Here is a 14,259-nt window from a genome sequence, read left to right as displayed (position 1 = left end):
GTCAGAACGCTTCGAAGGCGCCCGCCACCCACTCGAACTCGAGGCGGGGCGGCGTGCCGGTGACGGCCAGCACATCGAAGCGGCAGGCACATGATAGCCGGTTGCGCTGGAGATAAAAACGCGCCGCCCGGATCAGGCGGCGCTGCTTGGCCGGCGTGATGGTCTCGAGGGGATGGCCATGGCGGCTGTCGGTGCGGTGGCGTACCTCGACAAAGACCAGGGTCTCGCCATCGCGCATCACCAGGTCGAGTTCGCCACCGTGGGCGTGCTGGTTGCGGGCCTCGAGGATGAGGCCACGAGCGGCCAGCCAGTCGGCGGCGAGGCGCTCGACCTGCGCCCCGCGGGCGTGGGCGTCAACGGGGCTCTTCATCGTCCAGCAACCGCGAGCCGAGCACCGGCTGGGGAACGCCGTCGACGAAGCGGGCCCAGGGCAGGCTGCGATGGATGCGGCCGTCCTCCCCCGCACTCAGCGTGCCGGTGGCGCCAAACAGCTCGCTGCCCGGGATCGCCTGGAATTGCGGCAGACGGCGGGCCAGCTCGTAGGCATCGACGCCCATGGCCATCAGCCGGAACATGGTCGGATCGGACTCCTCGCGCAGCTGACGGTAGCTCGCCAGGAAGGGCAGGGCGTCCTCCCCGCCCACGGCGGCATCGGGGATCTGCCAGGGAATGTCGACGAACATCACGCCATTGAGGTCCTGGTCCAGGCGCGGCTGCGGGCGTCCCTCGTAGAGATGGGAAGTGGCGTACACCGGCAGGCCCTGCTCGTAGGCATAGTAATCGATGGTCGGCGGGACCTGGCGGGCGTAGTCGGGCAGGGCGAGCAGGAAGAGCAGGTCGGCCCGGTTCTCGCCCAGGGCGCGGCGGGTGCTCTCGGTGGCCGGAATGCCCGGGTTGTAGCGTACGGCGTTGGCGATGTCGCCGTCGCGGTCCTGCCAGGCGGTCGCGAAGGCCTCGCCGACCCGCCGGCCCCAGGCGTTGTCCGGCACCAGCAGCGAGGCCGTTCGATGCCCGTCGAGGCGGGCGCGGGCCGCCACCTGGCGGGCCTCGTCCTCGGCGGAGAGGCCGTACTGGAAGAGCCCTTCGGCGCCGTTGCGCTCGGCCTCGCCATAGTTGAGCGCGAGCGTCGGCATCGGTACCCGGTCGCGGCGCTCGAGGGCGCTGACGGCTTCCTTGTCCAGCGGCCCGACCACCACCTGGGCGCCCCGGTTCCGAGCCTCCTGGTAGAGGGCGTCGAGGCCCCCCTGGGCGGAGTCGAGGAAGGTCAGCTGGGTGCCGCTGGCGCCGCTGTTCACGGCATTCAGGTGGTGGGCGCGCAGGCCTTCCTCGATGGCGTCGGCGACGCCGGCCAGGGGGCCGGACTCGGGCAGGAAGACCGCGATATGGCGGACCTCCTGTCCGCGCAGTTCACGCAGGGCCAGGATGTCCGCGGGCAGGCGGCGGGCGGCCGGGTGCTCCGGGTGGCGGTTGCGCCAGACATCGAGACGCGTGAAGAGACGCTCGATATCGCCGCTGCTGGTGCGCACCAGGTCGGCTAGGTCGAGCCAGGCGAGGGTCGCCTCGTCGGCGCCGTCGCGCAGCTCGGCGATGCTGCCGGGGGCGAGTCGCGAGAGCTGCTCCCAGATGGGGTCGTTGAGGTCCCGGCGGTCGGTGTCGGCCTGGAGGCGCATCAGCACTCCCGCCGCCGCCTGGGGTTCGTCGACCTGGCCGAGGGCGCGGCCCTGGCGCTCGCGTAGCCGGTTGGCTGCCTCGCGGGGCAGCTCGACCTCGTCGAGGAGCTGGGTGGCCTGGATCACCGCCCAGGGGTCGTCCTCGGTCTCGCCGAGGTCGGACAGCAACAGGGCCCAGCGGCGGCGGGCCTCGGTCGGCAGGCGCGCGTCGTCGATCTCCTTGGCGACGTCCAGCGCCTGGGGGCGACGTCCCTGGCGTGCTAGGATGTCCGCCGCCTCGAGCCGGGACAGGGCGGCCTGCTCGGGGGCCTGCTGTTCGGCCTGCTGGAGCAGCTGGTCCGGGTCGCCGACGGGCGCACGCTGGGTGATGCCGGGCTGCAGGCCGCAGCCGGCGAGAAGCAGCGCCATAAGCGCAGCGGCCAGGGGGCCGCGTGACGAGATCTTCATGAATCCTTCCTTGTCCTCATGTCCGGAATGCATCCCAGGGAGCCGAAATGTCAGACGCCGATGAAGGGATATTGTACGTGGTCGCCACGCCGATTGGGAATCTGGATGACCTGAGCCCCCGGGCCGCCCGGGTGCTGGCCGAGGTTGCCCTGGTGGCCGCCGAGGACACCCGCCACACGGCCCGGCTGCTGCGCCACCTGGGCATCGCGCCGGCCATGCTGTCGCTGCATGAGCACAACGAGGCCGCCCGGGTCGACCAGCTCGATGCCCGGCTGGTGGCCGGGGAGGCCGTCGCCCTGGTCAGCGATGCCGGCACCCCGCTGATCAGCGACCCCGGCTTCGTGCTGGTGCGCGAGCTGCGCGCCCGGGGGCGGCGGATCGTGCCGGTGCCCGGGGCCTGCGCCCTGGTGGCGGCGCTGTCCGCAGCCGGGCTGCCCACGGACCGCTTCCTGTTCAGCGGCTTCCTGCCCGCCAAGGGCGGGGCGCGCCGGGCCCGCCTCGAGGCCCTGGCCGAGCGTGACGAGACCCTGGTGTTCTACGAGTCCCCGCACCGCATCCGCGACACCCTCTCCGATCTGGCCGCCACCCTGGGGGCGCGTCGGGTAGTGCTGGCCCGGGAGCTGACCAAGACCTTCGAGACCTTTCTGGAGGGCAGTGCCGAGGCCTTGCTGGAGCGCCTGGCCGAAGACCCGGACCAGGCCCGTGGCGAGTTCGTGATCATGGTGGCCGGGGCCGCACCGCGGGAGGCCGGCGAGGCCGCGGCCATCGAGGCCGACGCGCTGCTCGCGGCCCTGCTGGCCGAGGGCGTCGGGGTCAAGCAGGCCGCCGCGGTGGCGGCACGTACCCTGGGCGGCGCCAAGAAGGCCTGGTATGCCCGGGCCCAGGCGCTCAAGGACGGGGATTGAGAGGGGGTCGAGGCGCTGGTATGCTTGCCGCGGGAGTTGGCCAGACAGTCGCCGCTGCCTCGATTCTCGGATCGGGCAGGGGAGGAAAGTCCGGGCTCCACAGGGCAGAGTGCCAGGTAACGCCTGGGCGGCGTGAGCCGACGGAAAGTGCAGCAGAGAGCAGACCGCCTACGTCTCCCCCGGGAGGCCGGTAAGGGTGAAAGGGTGCGGTAAGAGCGCACCGCGCGCCTGGCAACAGTGCGTGGCACGGTAAACCCCACTCGGAGCAAGACCAAATAGGAACCCCATGGCGTGGCCCGCGTTGGGTTCGGGTAGGTTGCTTGAGGACGACGGTGACGTCGTCCCTAGAGGAATGACTGTCCTCGACAGAACCCGGCTTATCGGCCGACTCCCCCATCTTTGTTTCGCCGTCGCGCACGGTCCCTGCCAGCCGCCAACGAGAAGTGCATGCCGTCATCCGCTCCCGAACACCCCGCCCGCGGTTTTCGCCATGCCAGCGTGCTCCTCGACGGCGCGGTCGATGCCCTGGTCCATGAGCCGACCGGCGCCTACCTCGACGGCACCTTCGGGCGCGGCGGTCACTCCCGGGCGATCCTCGAGCGCCTGGCGCCGGAGGGGCGCCTGCTGGCCATCGATCGCGATCCTCAGGCCATCGCCGAGGCGGCGGCCATCGCTGATCCCCGCTTCGCCATCGAGCGCGGCGATTTCGCCCGCCTGGGAGACTTCGCCCGCCAGCATGACCTCCACGGCCGGCTCGCCGGCATCCTGCTCGATGTCGGGGTGTCCTCGCCCCAGCTGGATGACCCGGAGCGCGGGTTCAGCTTCCTGCGCGATGGTCCCCTCGACATGCGCATGGACCCGACCCGAGGCGAGAGCGCTGCGGACTGGCTCGCCCGGGCCGACGAGGGCGAGATCGCCCGGGTCTTCAAGACCTACGGCGAGGAGCGCTTCGCCCGCCGGCTGGCACGGGCCATCGTCACGCGCCGCGGCGAGCGGCCCTTCACCCGCACCGCGGACCTCGCCGAGGTGATCAAGGCCGCCCATCCCGCCTGGGAGAAGGGCAAGCACCCGGCGACCCGGGCCTTCCAGGCGTTGCGTATCCAGGTCAACGGCGAGCTGGACCAGCTCGACGCCGCCCTGACAGCGGCCCTGGAGGCCCTGGCCCCGGGGGGGCACCTGGTGGTGATCAGCTTCCATTCCCTGGAGGATCGCCGCGTCAAGCGCTTCATCCGCGACCATGTGCGTGGCGATACCCACCTGCCACGTGGCGTGCCCCTGCGCGATGACCAGATCCAGCGCCGCCTCGAGGCCCTGGGCAAGGCGCGCCGTCCCGGCGCGGCGGAGGTCGAGGCCAATCCCCGCGCCCGTAGCGCGGTGATGCGCGCGGCGCGCAAACGCTACTGAGGCTCGCCATGGCTCAGGGACGACACGCCTCCGCCTTCGCCTGGCCGCTGCGCCTGCGTCCCAGCCTGGCGCTGATCGGCAACGGCGTGCTGCTGCTTGCGTGCCTGGGCTCGGCGCTGACGGTGATTGCCACCAGCCACCTGACCCGCGACCAGTACGCACGCCTCCAGCACCTCGAACGCGAGCACCAGCAGCTGCAGACCGAATGGGGGCAGCTGTTGCTCGAGGAGGGTGCCTGGTCGTCCCCGGCGCGCATCGAGCGCCTGGCCACCCAGCGCCTGGAGATGCGCCTGCCGGAGATCGACGAAGTGGAGGTGATCCGGCCATGAGCCAGTCCCCGCGCCCGGCCGTGTCACCGCGCAAGCCGCCGCCCATGGCGCCCATGGGCAAGGCCCGCTACCGGGTGATGATGACCCTGGTGCTGGTCGGCCTGGCCCTGCTGGCCGGGCGCATCGTCGACCTGCATGTCTTCGACCGTTCCTTCCTGCAGGGCCAGGGCGATGCCCGGACCCTGCGCGTCGACGCGATCCCGGCCCACCGGGGCATGATCACCGACCGCCATGGCGATCCCCTGGCCATCTCCACGCCGGTGGTAACCCTCTGGGCCAACCCCCAGGACCTGCCCGAGGACGGCATTCAGCGCCTGCAGCTGGCTCGCGCCCTGGGGCAGGACCTGGACGCCCTCAACGCACGCATCGAGCGCTATCGGGATCGCGAGTTCATGTACCTGCGGCGGCGCATGACGCCCGAGGCCGCCCAGCGCGTGCTCGACCTGCGCGTGCCCGGTGTCCACAAGCGCGAGGAATACAAGCGCTACTATCCGACCGGCGAGGTGATCGCCCAGCTGATCGGCGTGACCAACGTCGATGACCAGGGCCAGGAGGGCCTCGAGCTGGCCTATCAGCCCTACCTGGCCGGTGTGCCCGGCCGGCGACGCGTGGTCAAGGACCGCCGGGGCCGGCTGGTCCGCGACCTCGAAGTGCTCCGCGAGGCCGAGCCCGGCGGTGACCTGACGCTCGCCATCGACCAGCGGCTCCAGTACATGGCCTACCGCGAGCTCAAGGCGGCAGTGGACGAGAACGACGCCGACGGCGGCGTGCTGGTGATGATGGATGCCAAGACCGGCGAGGTGCTGGCCATGGCCAACCAGCCATCCTACAACCCCAACAACCGTGCCGGCATCGACCCCCAGGGCCTGCGCAACCGGGCCATCGTCGATGTCTTCGAGCCCGGGTCGGTGATGAAGCCCCTGGCGATGTCGGCCCTGCTGGAGACCGGCCAGTTTCCGCCCGACACCGTGGTCGACACCTCGCCGGGCTGGATGCGTATCGACCGCTTCACCATCAAGGACGTCTCCAACAATGGCGAGCTGAGCCTGGCCGGGATCCTGCGCAAGTCGTCCAACATCGGCATGGCCAAGCTGACCCTGCAGCTCGACGACCCGGTGGTCCCGGAGCGCTACCGGGCGCTGGGCTTCGACCAGGCCCCCGGGACCGGTTTCCCGGGGGAGGCCACCGGCAGCCTGCCGGCGCCGGTGCGCTGGTCCAGCAGCCAGTGGGCGGCGCTCTCCTACGGCTATGGCCTGTCGGTCTCGGCCCTGCAGCTGGCCAGTGCCTACACGGCGATCGCCAACCACGGCGAGCGGCTGCCGCCCTCCCTGCTGCGCCTGGCCCAGCCGCCCCGCGGCGAGCCAGTGATCCGGCCCGACGTCGCCGACCGCGTGCTCGGCATGATGGATGAGGTGGTGGCTCCCGGCACCGGCGCCCGGCGGGGCCTGGTGCCCGGCTACAGCGTGGCGGGCAAGACCGGGACGGTGCGCAAGACCGGCGGCAGCGGCTATCAGGAGGACGCCTACCGTTCGCTGTTCGTCGGCATCGCCCCGGTCTCCGATCCCCGCCTGATCGCCGTGGTGATGATCGACCACCCCCGCGGCGACGCCTACTACGGCGGCGCGATCGCGGCCCCGGTGTTCTCCCGGGTGGCCGGCAACGCCCTGCGGATCCTCGATGTGCCGCCCGACCGGGTGGCCGGTGACCGGGAGCCGGTCGACGATGCCACCTGATTCCTTCCTTTCTTCCCGTGACGAGAGACGCCCATGGATCTGACTGCCTCCCGCCTGATCGCCGAGCTGGCCCGGTTCTGGCCGGACCACCGGGCGGTGCTGGCCGACCTCGAGCTGCCTGCGCGGCTGTCGCTGTGCCTGGATAGCCGGGCACTGGCCCCGGGCGATGTCTTCCTGGCAGTACCGGGGGTGACGGCCGACGGCCGTGACTTCGTGCCCGCCGCCCTGGCGGCGGGGGCCGCCCTGGTGCTGGCCCATGACGACGGTGCCGCCCGCGGCGCGGCGGCCGGCGATCCCCGGGTGCTGTGGCTGCCGCACCTGCGCCAGCGACTCGGCGAGCTTGGCGGGGCCCTCTTCGCCGTCCCCGAGGCCCTGGAGCTGATCGGCGTCACCGGCACCAACGGCAAGAGTTCGGTGACTCACTATATCGCCGCCCTTAGCCGGGCCCTGGGCCGCGATGCCGGCATGGTCGGCACCCTCGGCCACGGTCGCCCGGGGGCGCTGCACCAGGGGGCGCTGACCACGCCGGGTCCCCTGGCGCTGCAGGCCGCCCTCGGCGAGCTGGCCGGCGAGGGCGTCACGCGGGTAGCCATGGAGGTGTCGTCCCATGCGCTGGAGCAGGGGCGCCTCGACGGCTGCCGTCTGCAGGCCGCGGTCTTCACCAACCTGACCCGCGACCATCTCGACTATCACGGCAGCATGACCGCCTACGCCGCGGCCAAGGCGCGGCTCTTCCGCCGCCCGGAGCTGGAGCTGGCGGTGGTCAACGCCGACGATCCCCTGGCACGGCTGATGCTGGCCGGCCTGTCCGGGGGCGTGCGCGTCCTGGCGGTGGGCGAGGACGAGGCCGTCACCCTGCGAGTGGTGGATACCGATCCCTACCCCGGCGGGCAGCGGGCCATCGTGGCCACCCCCGATGGCGAGCGGGTGCTCGAGCTGCCGCTGATGGGGCGCTTCAACCTCACCAATGTCCTGCTGGCCATGGCCACCCTCTATGGTCTCGGTGCCGACCTCGAGGCGCTCTTCGCCGCCGCCGCCGAGCTGGGCCCGGTACCCGGCCGCATGCAGGCCGTACCCACCGAGGCGGGGCCCGTGGTGGTCATCGATTATGCCCATTCGCCCGACGCCCTGGAGAACGCCCTGGCGGCGCTGCGCGCCCACCTGCCCGGCAGCGGGCGCCTATGGTGCCTGTTCGGCTGTGGCGGGGATCGCGACAGCGGCAAGCGGCCGCTGATGGCCGCCGCCGCCGAGCGCCATGCCGACCGCCTGGTGGTCACCGACGACAATCCCCGCGGTGAGTCGCCGGCGGCGATTCGCGAACAGATCCTCGACGGCCTCTCGGCCGAGGCGCGCCATGCCGCCTGGACGCGCGACGGGCGCGCGGCGGCGATCCGCGAGACGATTCGCGAGGCCGCCGACGAGGACGTCATCCTGATCGCCGGCAAGGGGCACGAGACCTATCAGGAGATCGCCGGCGTGCGCCATGCCTTCTCGGACCTCGCCGAGGCCGAGGCCGCCCTGGCGACCCGTGCGGCGAAGGGGACCCCATGAGCGGCGTCGGCCTGGACTCGCTGGGCGAGGTGGCGCGGGCGCTCGGCCTGGCACCGCCCGCGGAGGATGCCCCGGTGAGCGAGATCGTCACCGATACCCGCCGCCTGGTCCCGGGGGCACTGTTCGTGGCCCTGCGCGGCGCGCGTTTCGACGCCCATGACTTCCTCGCCCAGGCCCGCGAAGCCGGCGCCGTGGCGGCGCTGGTCGAGCGGCGCGTCGACGACACCCTGCCGCAGCTCGAGGTGGCCGACACGCGGCTGGCACTGGGCCTGCTGGGGCGTGCGCGGCGCCGTGCCTGGGGCGGTCCCCTGGTGGCCGTCACCGGTAACAGCGGCAAGACCACGGTCAAGCAGATGCTGGCCACGCTGCTCGCCCGCCGCGGCGAGACCCTGGCCACCCGCGGCAACCTGAACAATGACATCGGCGCACCCCTGACGCTGCTCGAGCTGTCGTTACGCCATCGCCAGGCGGTGGTCGAGCTCGGCGCCAACCACCTCGGCGAGATCGCCTGGACGACCGGCCTCGCCGAGCCCCGTGTGGCAGTGATCACCAACGTCACCGGGGCCCATGTCGGCGAGTTCGGCGGGCCGGGGCAGATCGCGCAGGCCAAGGGCGAGATCCTGCTGTCGCTGCCTGGCGACGGGGTGGCAGTGCTCAACCGGGACGACCGCTACTTTGCCACCTGGGCGAGTCTCGCCGCGCCCCGGGAGGTGCTGGACTTCGGCTTCGCCCGGGAGGCGCGTCTGCGCGCCGAGACACTGGCCTGCGATGCCCTCGGGCGCTATGCTTTCACGCTGTCCTTGGACGGCCGCGAACTCGGCCGGGTCCAGCTGGCCCTGCTGGGGCGCCACAACGTGGCCAACGCCCTGGCCGCTGCCGGCGCGGCGCTGGCCATGGGACTGGACGAGGCGGATGTCCTGGCCGGGCTCGCGGCCGTGGCCCCGATGCCGGGGCGGCTCAGCGCCGTGGCGGGAATCCGGGCGTCGCGCCTGCTTGACGACACCTACAACGCCAACCCCGGGGCGGTAAAGGCCGCCCTCGACCTGCTGGTCACCCTGCCGGGGCCGCGCTGGTGCCTGCTGGGAGCCATGGGAGAGCTGGGCGAAGCCTCTGACCGGCTGCATGCCGAGGTCGGGCGTTACGCAAGAGAACAGGGAATCGACTTCCTCGGCACCCTCGGCGAGGCGGCGCGGCCTGCCAGCCACGCCTTCGGCGACGCGGGGTGCCATTTCGACGATCGGGAGGCGCTGACGCGCCACGTCCTCCACCATCTGCCGCCGGGGGCCAGCGTGCTGGTCAAGGGGTCGCGCAGTGTCGGCATGGAAACCGTGGTGGCCGCACTGCGCTCGGATGCATCAAGGTAACGCACTACAATGCTGCTTTTTCTGGCTGAACTGCTGGCGCAATTCCAGAGCGCCTTCAACGTCTTCAATTATCTGACCCTGCGCATGATCCTGGGGACCCTGACCGCCCTGGTGCTGTGCCTGTGGCTGGGACCGGTGGTCATCCGCCGGCTGGTGGAACGCCAGATTGGCCAGGCCGTGCGCGACGATGGTCCCCAGTCGCACCTCTCCAAGGCGGGGACCCCGACCATGGGCGGGGCCATGATCCTGATGGCCATCGCCGTCAGCACCCTGCTGTGGGGGGACCTGACCAACCACTACGTCTGGGTGGTGCTGGCCGTGACCCTGGGCTTCGGTGCCATCGGCTGGGTCGACGACTATCGCAAGGTGGTGGAGAAGAATCCCCGGGGGCTGCCCGCCCGCTGGAAGTACTTCTGGCAGTCAGTGATCGGCCTGGCGGCCGCCGGCATCCTCTATGCCACCGCGGCGTCGCCGGTGGAGACCAGCCTGATCGTGCCGCTGTTCAAGGAGTTCGTGCTGCCGCTGGGGGTGTTCTACATCGTGCTCACTTACCTGGTGATCGTCGGCAGCTCCAACGCCGTGAACCTCACCGACGGTCTCGATGGCCTGGCCATCATGCCCACCGTGCTGGTGGCCATGGGCCTGGCGGTGTTCGCCTACGCCAGCGGCAACGTGGTGTTTGCCGAGTACCTGCAGATCCCGATGATCCCGGGCGCCGGCGAACTGGCCGTGTTCTGTGCGACGATCGCCGGGGCCGGGCTCGGCTTCCTGTGGTTCAACACCTATCCGGCCCAGGTCTTCATGGGCGACGTGGGGGCCCTGGCGCTGGGGGCCGCCCTCGGGGTGGTGGCGGTGATCGTGCGCCAGGAGATCGTGCTGTTCATCATGGGCGGCATCTTCGTCATGGAGACCGTCTCGGTGATCCTGCAGGTGGGCTCCTACAAGCTTACCGGGCGTCGCATCTTCCGCATGGCCCCGCTGCATCACCACTACGAGCTCAAGGGCTGGCCGGAACCGCGGGTCATCGTGCGCTTCTGGATCATCACCGTGGTACTGGTGCTGCTGGGACTCGCCACTCTCAAGATCCGTTGACGCTCCCCCAGGAGCCCGACATTCGCCGTCCACGCGAGGAGCCGCTGATGGTCAAGGTGCCCAAGGGAATGACGCTGGTGGTCGGGCTCGGCGTGTCCGGCCGGGCCATCTGTCGTCACCTGCAGCGCTGTCGGCGCCCCTTCATGGTCGCCGACACCCGGGCCGAGCCGCCCGGCCTCGAGGCCTTCCGCGCCGCTCATCCGGGGGTCGAGGTGCATTGCGGGCCGCTTACCGAGCTCGACATGGACGCGGCGCGGGAGGTGGTGGTGAGCCCGGGGGTCGATCCCCGTGCGCCGGGCCTTGACGCCCTGGCCGGCCGCCGCGGGATGCAGGGCGAGCCCCTGGTGGTGGGCGAGATGGCGCTCTTCGTGCGGGCCTGCCGGGCTCCCATCGCCGCCATTACCGGGGCCAACGCCAAGTCCACGGTGACCACCCTGCTCGGCGAGATGGCGGCCGAGGCGGGGGTGCGCGTGGCGGTGGGCGGCAACCTGGGCACGCCGGCCCTGGACCTGCTTGCCGAGCGGCCCGACAGCGAACTCTTCGTCCTCGAGCTGTCGAGCTTCCAGCTCGAGACCACGCCTTGTCTCGGTGCCGAGACCGCCGCCTTCCTCAACCTCTCCGAGGACCACCTCGACCGCCACGGCGACCTGGCCGGCTACCGCGCCGCCAAGCTGGGGATCTTTCGCGGGGCGCGCCATGGGGTGGTCAACGCCGAGGATCCCGCCACTTGGCCGGCCGCGCCGTTGCCGGCGCTGGACCGCTTCTCCACGCGTCCGCCCGAGGCGGGGGAATGGGGCATCGGCGAGCATGATGAGGGCTTGGGCCCCCGGCCCTGGCTGCTGCATGGCGCCTCACCGCTGATGCCCGCCGAGGCGGTGCGCCTGCCCGGGCGGCACAACCAGGCCAATGCCCTGGCGGCCCTGGCCATGGGGCATCACCTGGGGCTTCCGCTGCCGGCCATGCGCCGGGTGCTGGAACGCTTCCCGGGCCTGCCCCATCGCGGCGAGCTGGTGGCCGAGATCGGCGGTGTGCGCTGGATCAACGACTCCAAGGGCACCAACGTGGGGGCCACCCTCGCTGCCATCGCCGGCCTGGGCTCGACCCTGGCGGGGCGCCTGATCCTGCTGGCCGGCGGGGTCGGCAAGGGGGCCGATTTCACCCCCCTGGCCGCGCCGCTGGCCCGCCATGGTCGCGAGGCGATCCTCTTCGGCCGGGATGCCGAGCGCCTGGCGACCGCGCTGGGCGATGCCGTGCCGCTGCGGCGGGTAACGGACCTGGCGGCGGCCATGGCCCGGGCCGCGGAGATCGCCGAGCCGGGGGACTGCGTGCTGCTGTCGCCGGCCTGTGCCAGCCTCGACCAGTTCCGCGACTATCAGGCGCGGGGCGAGGCATTCCGCCAGGCCGTCGAGCGGCGCCGTGGGGAGAGGGCATCATGAGCCGGCTGTCGCGCCTGAGGCAGCGCCTGTCCACCGCCGAACAGCCCTTCGATGGCTGGCTGCTGCTCGCGGCGCTGGCGCTGTTGCTGATCGGCTGGGTGATGGTCACCTCGGCCTCCACCGAGGTCGCCTCCAGCCTCACCGGCAATGCCTGGTACTTCAGCCTGCGCCACGGCACCTTCCTGCTGGTATCGTTGGCCCTGGCGGCCCTGGCGTTGCGGGTGCCCCTGGGCTGGTGGAAGGCCAACGGGCCCTTTCTGTTGCTGGTGGGCATGGTGCTGCTGGCTCTGGTGCTGGTGGTTGGCCGCGAGGTCAACGGCAGCCGGCGCTGGCTGTCGCTGCCCGGCGTGCCCTTCAACCTGCAGGCCTCGGAAGTCGCCAAGCTATGCCTGATCACTTACCTGGCCGGCTACCTCGAGCGCTTCCTGCCCCAGGTGCGCCGGGAGTGGGGCGCCTTCCTCCGGCCGCTGGCAGTGATGGCGGTCATGGGCGGGCTGTTGATCCTGGAGCCCGACTACGGGGCGGTGGTGGTGATGACCGGCTGCGTGATGGGCATGCTGCTGATGGCGGGGGCGCCCTGGGGGCGCTTTCTGTTGCTGATGCTGCTGGTGGCGGCCCTTGGCACGGTCGCCGCCATCGCCGAGCCCTATCGCATGGCGCGCCTGACCAGCTTCGCCGACCCCTGGGCCGATCAGTTCGCCAGCGGCTACCAGCTAACCCAGGCCCTGATCGCCTTCGGCCGGGGGCACTGGCTGGGCATGGGGCTCGGCAACAGCGTGCAAAAGCTGTTCTACCTGCCCGAGGCCCATACCGACTTCGTCTTCGCCGTGCTGGCCGAGGAGCTGGGCCTGGTTGGCGCCGTCGCCGTGGTGGGGCTGTTCGCCCTGCTGGTCTGGCGGGCCATGGCAGTGGGGCGGCGCGCCGAGCTGGCCAAGCTGCCGTTTGCCGCCTATGTCAGCTACGGTATCGCCCTGGTGATCGGCGCCCAGGCCTTCATCAACATCGCCGTCAGCACCGGCATGCTGCCCACCAAGGGGCTGACGCTGCCGCTGCTCAGCTATGGCGGCTCGAGCCTGGTGATCAGCTGCGTGATGATGGCGATCCTGCTGCGGGCCGATATCGAGACCCGCCAGGCGGTGCGTCGTGCCCGGCCCACGGCCCCCCGGGCGGCCCCGTCAGGCAAGACACAAGGAAGCGGATCATGAGTCGATGCAAGGGCCGCCGCGCCCTGATCATGGCCGGTGGCACCGGCGGCCACGTCATCCCCGCCCTGTCCCTGGCCCGTGGGCTGACAGCCGCCGGGGTCGAGGTCGAGTGGCTGGGCAGCCCCCAGGGCATCGAGAATCGCCTGGTGCCGGCCGCCGGCATCCCCCTGCACCATATCGCGGTGAGCGGCCTGCGCGGCAACGGCCTGGCCGGCTGGTTGCTGGCGCCCTGGCGGCTGGCCCGCGCCGTGGCGCAGGCCGCTCGGGTGATCCGTGACGTCGATCCGCAGCTGGTGGTGGGGCTGGGCGGCTTCGCCAGCGGCCCGGGTGGCCTGGCCGCCTGGCTCAAGCGACGCCCGCTGGTGATCCACGAGCAGAACGCCGTGGCCGGCCTCACCAACCGCGCCCTGGCCCGCCTGGCGCGTCGCGTCTATGCGGCGTTTCCCCAGGCCTTCCCGGGCCGGGCCGAGGTGGTCGGCAACCCGGTGCGCGGCGACATCGCCGCCCTGGGCGAGTCACCGCGGCCGGCCGCCGCCATGCGCGAGCGCCCCCTGCGCCTGCTGGTGGTGGGGGGCTCCCTCGGGGCCCTGGCCCTCAACCAGCGCCTGCCCGAGGCCCTGGCGCGACTGCCGGCAGCGAGCCGTCCCGAGGTGCGCCACCAGGCCGGCCGCGACAAGGACGCGGCGACCCGTGAGGCCTACGCGCAGCAAGGCGTCGCAGCGGATGTCACCGCCTTTATCGACGACATGGCGGCGGCCTACGACTGGGCCGACCTGGTGGTCTGCCGAGCCGGAGCGTTGACCGTGGCCGAGCTGGCGGCGGCGGCCAAGCCGGCGCTCTTCGTCCCCTTCCCGCATGCGGTGGACGACCACCAGACCGCCAACGCCGCGGCCCTGGTGGGGGAGGGCGCCGCCGACCTGATACCGCAGAACGAGATGACCGCAGCGGCGCTGGCCGATCGCCTGACGCCGCTGCTCGACCCCGAAGCCCTTGCCACCATGGCGGCGCAGGCACGACGCTGTGCGCACCTCGATGCCGTCGAGCGCCTGGTGGCCGGATGCATGGAGACAGCTTTTGAGTGACGAGACCCTCGGGCCGGTTCCCGGCCAAGCCACGCCCCCGC

The 14,259-nt window shown here is 71.8% G+C and carries 12 protein-coding genes and 1 other RNA gene; 11 read left to right on the top strand and 2 right to left on the bottom strand.

The genetic code is table 11. The features are described from left to right. Nucleotide 1: 1 nt before the first annotated feature. Both EKG36_RS04780 and EKG36_RS04775 read right to left on the bottom strand, forming a co-directional pair. The gene (locus EKG36_RS04780) at nt 2-370 is read right to left on the bottom strand and encodes a YraN family protein (RefSeq protein WP_126481552.1); all 369 of its coding nucleotides are present in this window, start codon (nt 368-370) and stop codon (nt 2-4) included. After that, nucleotides 354-2,117 carry a penicillin-binding protein activator gene (locus EKG36_RS04775; protein WP_126481550.1) on the bottom strand — a complete coding sequence of 588 codons (1,764 nt, stop codon included), beginning with the start codon at nt 2,115-2,117 and terminating at the stop codon, nt 354-356. Before EKG36_RS04775 ends, EKG36_RS04780 begins: the two co-directional genes overlap by 17 nt. A 47-nt stretch (nt 2,118-2,164) precedes the next feature. On the opposite strand from EKG36_RS04775, the gene rsmI reads away from it, so the two are divergent. The 11 genes from rsmI to murG all read left to right on the top strand — a co-directional run bounded on the left by rsmI (nt 2,165) and on the right by murG (nt 14,218). Next, entirely contained in the window at nt 2,165-3,022 is an 858-nt protein-coding gene (rsmI, locus tag EKG36_RS04770) for a 16S rRNA (cytidine(1402)-2'-O)-methyltransferase (RefSeq protein WP_126481548.1), read from the top strand. Nucleotides 3,023-3,054: 32 nt separating this feature from the next. Beyond that, an RNA gene (rnpB, locus tag EKG36_RS04765) (RNase P RNA component class A) lies at nt 3,055-3,418 on the top strand. 51 nt (nt 3,419-3,469) lie between these two features. Further along, nucleotides 3,470-4,426 (top strand): 16S rRNA (cytosine(1402)-N(4))-methyltransferase RsmH, encoded by a 957-nt coding sequence (rsmH, locus tag EKG36_RS04760; RefSeq protein ID WP_126481546.1) that lies wholly within the window; start codon nt 3,470-3,472, stop codon nt 4,424-4,426. A gap of 8 nt (nt 4,427-4,434) precedes the next feature. After that, a complete protein-coding gene (ftsL, locus tag EKG36_RS04755) occupies nt 4,435-4,755 on the top strand; it encodes a cell division protein FtsL (RefSeq protein WP_126481544.1) in 321 nt (106 codons plus the stop codon). Nucleotides 4,756-4,808: 53 nt separating this feature from the next. Beyond that, on the top strand, nt 4,809-6,488 hold the full coding sequence (locus EKG36_RS04750; protein WP_246007436.1) for a peptidoglycan D,D-transpeptidase FtsI family protein: 1,680 nt from the start codon (nt 4,809-4,811) through the stop codon (nt 6,486-6,488). Between the two features lie 33 nt (nt 6,489-6,521). Beyond that, nucleotides 6,522-8,039, top strand: a complete 1,518-nt coding sequence (locus tag EKG36_RS04745; RefSeq protein ID WP_126481540.1) for a UDP-N-acetylmuramoyl-L-alanyl-D-glutamate--2,6-diaminopimelate ligase — start codon at nt 6,522-6,524, stop codon at nt 8,037-8,039. Further along, nucleotides 8,036-9,403: a UDP-N-acetylmuramoyl-tripeptide--D-alanyl-D-alanine ligase gene (locus EKG36_RS04740; RefSeq protein ID WP_126481538.1), complete on the top strand. Its 1,368-nt coding sequence runs from the start codon at nt 8,036-8,038 to the stop codon at nt 9,401-9,403. The genes EKG36_RS04745 and EKG36_RS04740 overlap by 4 nt, the downstream gene beginning before the upstream one ends. 9 nt (nt 9,404-9,412) lie before the next feature. Continuing rightward, entirely contained in the window at nt 9,413-10,495 is a 1,083-nt protein-coding gene (gene mraY, locus EKG36_RS04735; protein WP_126481536.1) for a phospho-N-acetylmuramoyl-pentapeptide-transferase, read from the top strand. Nucleotides 10,496-10,542: 47 nt separating this feature from the next. Continuing rightward, nucleotides 10,543-11,931 (top strand): UDP-N-acetylmuramoyl-L-alanine--D-glutamate ligase, encoded by a 1,389-nt coding sequence (gene murD, locus EKG36_RS04730; RefSeq protein WP_126481534.1) that lies wholly within the window; start codon nt 10,543-10,545, stop codon nt 11,929-11,931. Then, entirely contained in the window at nt 11,928-13,136 is a 1,209-nt protein-coding gene (ftsW, locus tag EKG36_RS04725; protein ID WP_126481532.1) for a putative lipid II flippase FtsW, read from the top strand. Before murD ends, ftsW begins: the two co-directional genes overlap by 4 nt. Then, nucleotides 13,133-14,218: an undecaprenyldiphospho-muramoylpentapeptide beta-N-acetylglucosaminyltransferase gene (murG, locus tag EKG36_RS04720; RefSeq protein WP_126481530.1), complete on the top strand. Its 1,086-nt coding sequence runs from the start codon at nt 13,133-13,135 to the stop codon at nt 14,216-14,218. Before ftsW ends, murG begins: the two co-directional genes overlap by 4 nt. Nucleotides 14,219-14,259 lie beyond the last annotated feature (41 nt).

The sequence above is a fragment of the Halomonas nitroreducens genome, from assembly GCF_003966155.1.
Taxonomy (GTDB): domain Bacteria; phylum Pseudomonadota; class Gammaproteobacteria; order Pseudomonadales; family Halomonadaceae; genus Halomonas; species Halomonas nitroreducens.
The sequence above is the reverse complement of the archived record's forward strand: the minus strand, read 5'-3'. Positions and strand labels throughout refer to the sequence as shown.

What these genes read in the sequence shown, in the direction of transcription:
- EKG36_RS04780 (WP_126481552.1), bottom strand. Translation starts at nt 370, where the DNA reads ATGAAGAGCCCCGTTGACGCCCACGCCCGCGGGGCGCAGGTCGAGCGC.
- EKG36_RS04775 (WP_126481550.1), bottom strand. Translation starts at nt 2,117, where the DNA reads ATGAAGATCTCGTCACGCGGCCCCCTGGCCGCTGCGCTTATGGCGCTG.
- rsmI (WP_126481548.1), top strand. Translation starts at nt 2,165, where the DNA reads ATGTCAGACGCCGATGAAGGGATATTGTACGTGGTCGCCACGCCGATT.
- rsmH (WP_126481546.1), top strand. Translation starts at nt 3,470, where the DNA reads ATGCCGTCATCCGCTCCCGAACACCCCGCCCGCGGTTTTCGCCATGCC.
- ftsL (WP_126481544.1), top strand. Translation starts at nt 4,435, where the DNA reads ATGGCTCAGGGACGACACGCCTCCGCCTTCGCCTGGCCGCTGCGCCTG.
- EKG36_RS04750 (WP_246007436.1), top strand. Translation starts at nt 4,809, where the DNA reads ATGGGCAAGGCCCGCTACCGGGTGATGATGACCCTGGTGCTGGTCGGC.
- EKG36_RS04745 (WP_126481540.1), top strand. Translation starts at nt 6,522, where the DNA reads ATGGATCTGACTGCCTCCCGCCTGATCGCCGAGCTGGCCCGGTTCTGG.
- EKG36_RS04740 (WP_126481538.1), top strand. Translation starts at nt 8,036, where the DNA reads ATGAGCGGCGTCGGCCTGGACTCGCTGGGCGAGGTGGCGCGGGCGCTC.
- mraY (WP_126481536.1), top strand. Translation starts at nt 9,413, where the DNA reads ATGCTGCTTTTTCTGGCTGAACTGCTGGCGCAATTCCAGAGCGCCTTC.
- murD (WP_126481534.1), top strand. Translation starts at nt 10,543, where the DNA reads ATGGTCAAGGTGCCCAAGGGAATGACGCTGGTGGTCGGGCTCGGCGTG.
- ftsW (WP_126481532.1), top strand. Translation starts at nt 11,928, where the DNA reads ATGAGCCGGCTGTCGCGCCTGAGGCAGCGCCTGTCCACCGCCGAACAG.
- murG (WP_126481530.1), top strand. Translation starts at nt 13,133, where the DNA reads ATGAGTCGATGCAAGGGCCGCCGCGCCCTGATCATGGCCGGTGGCACC.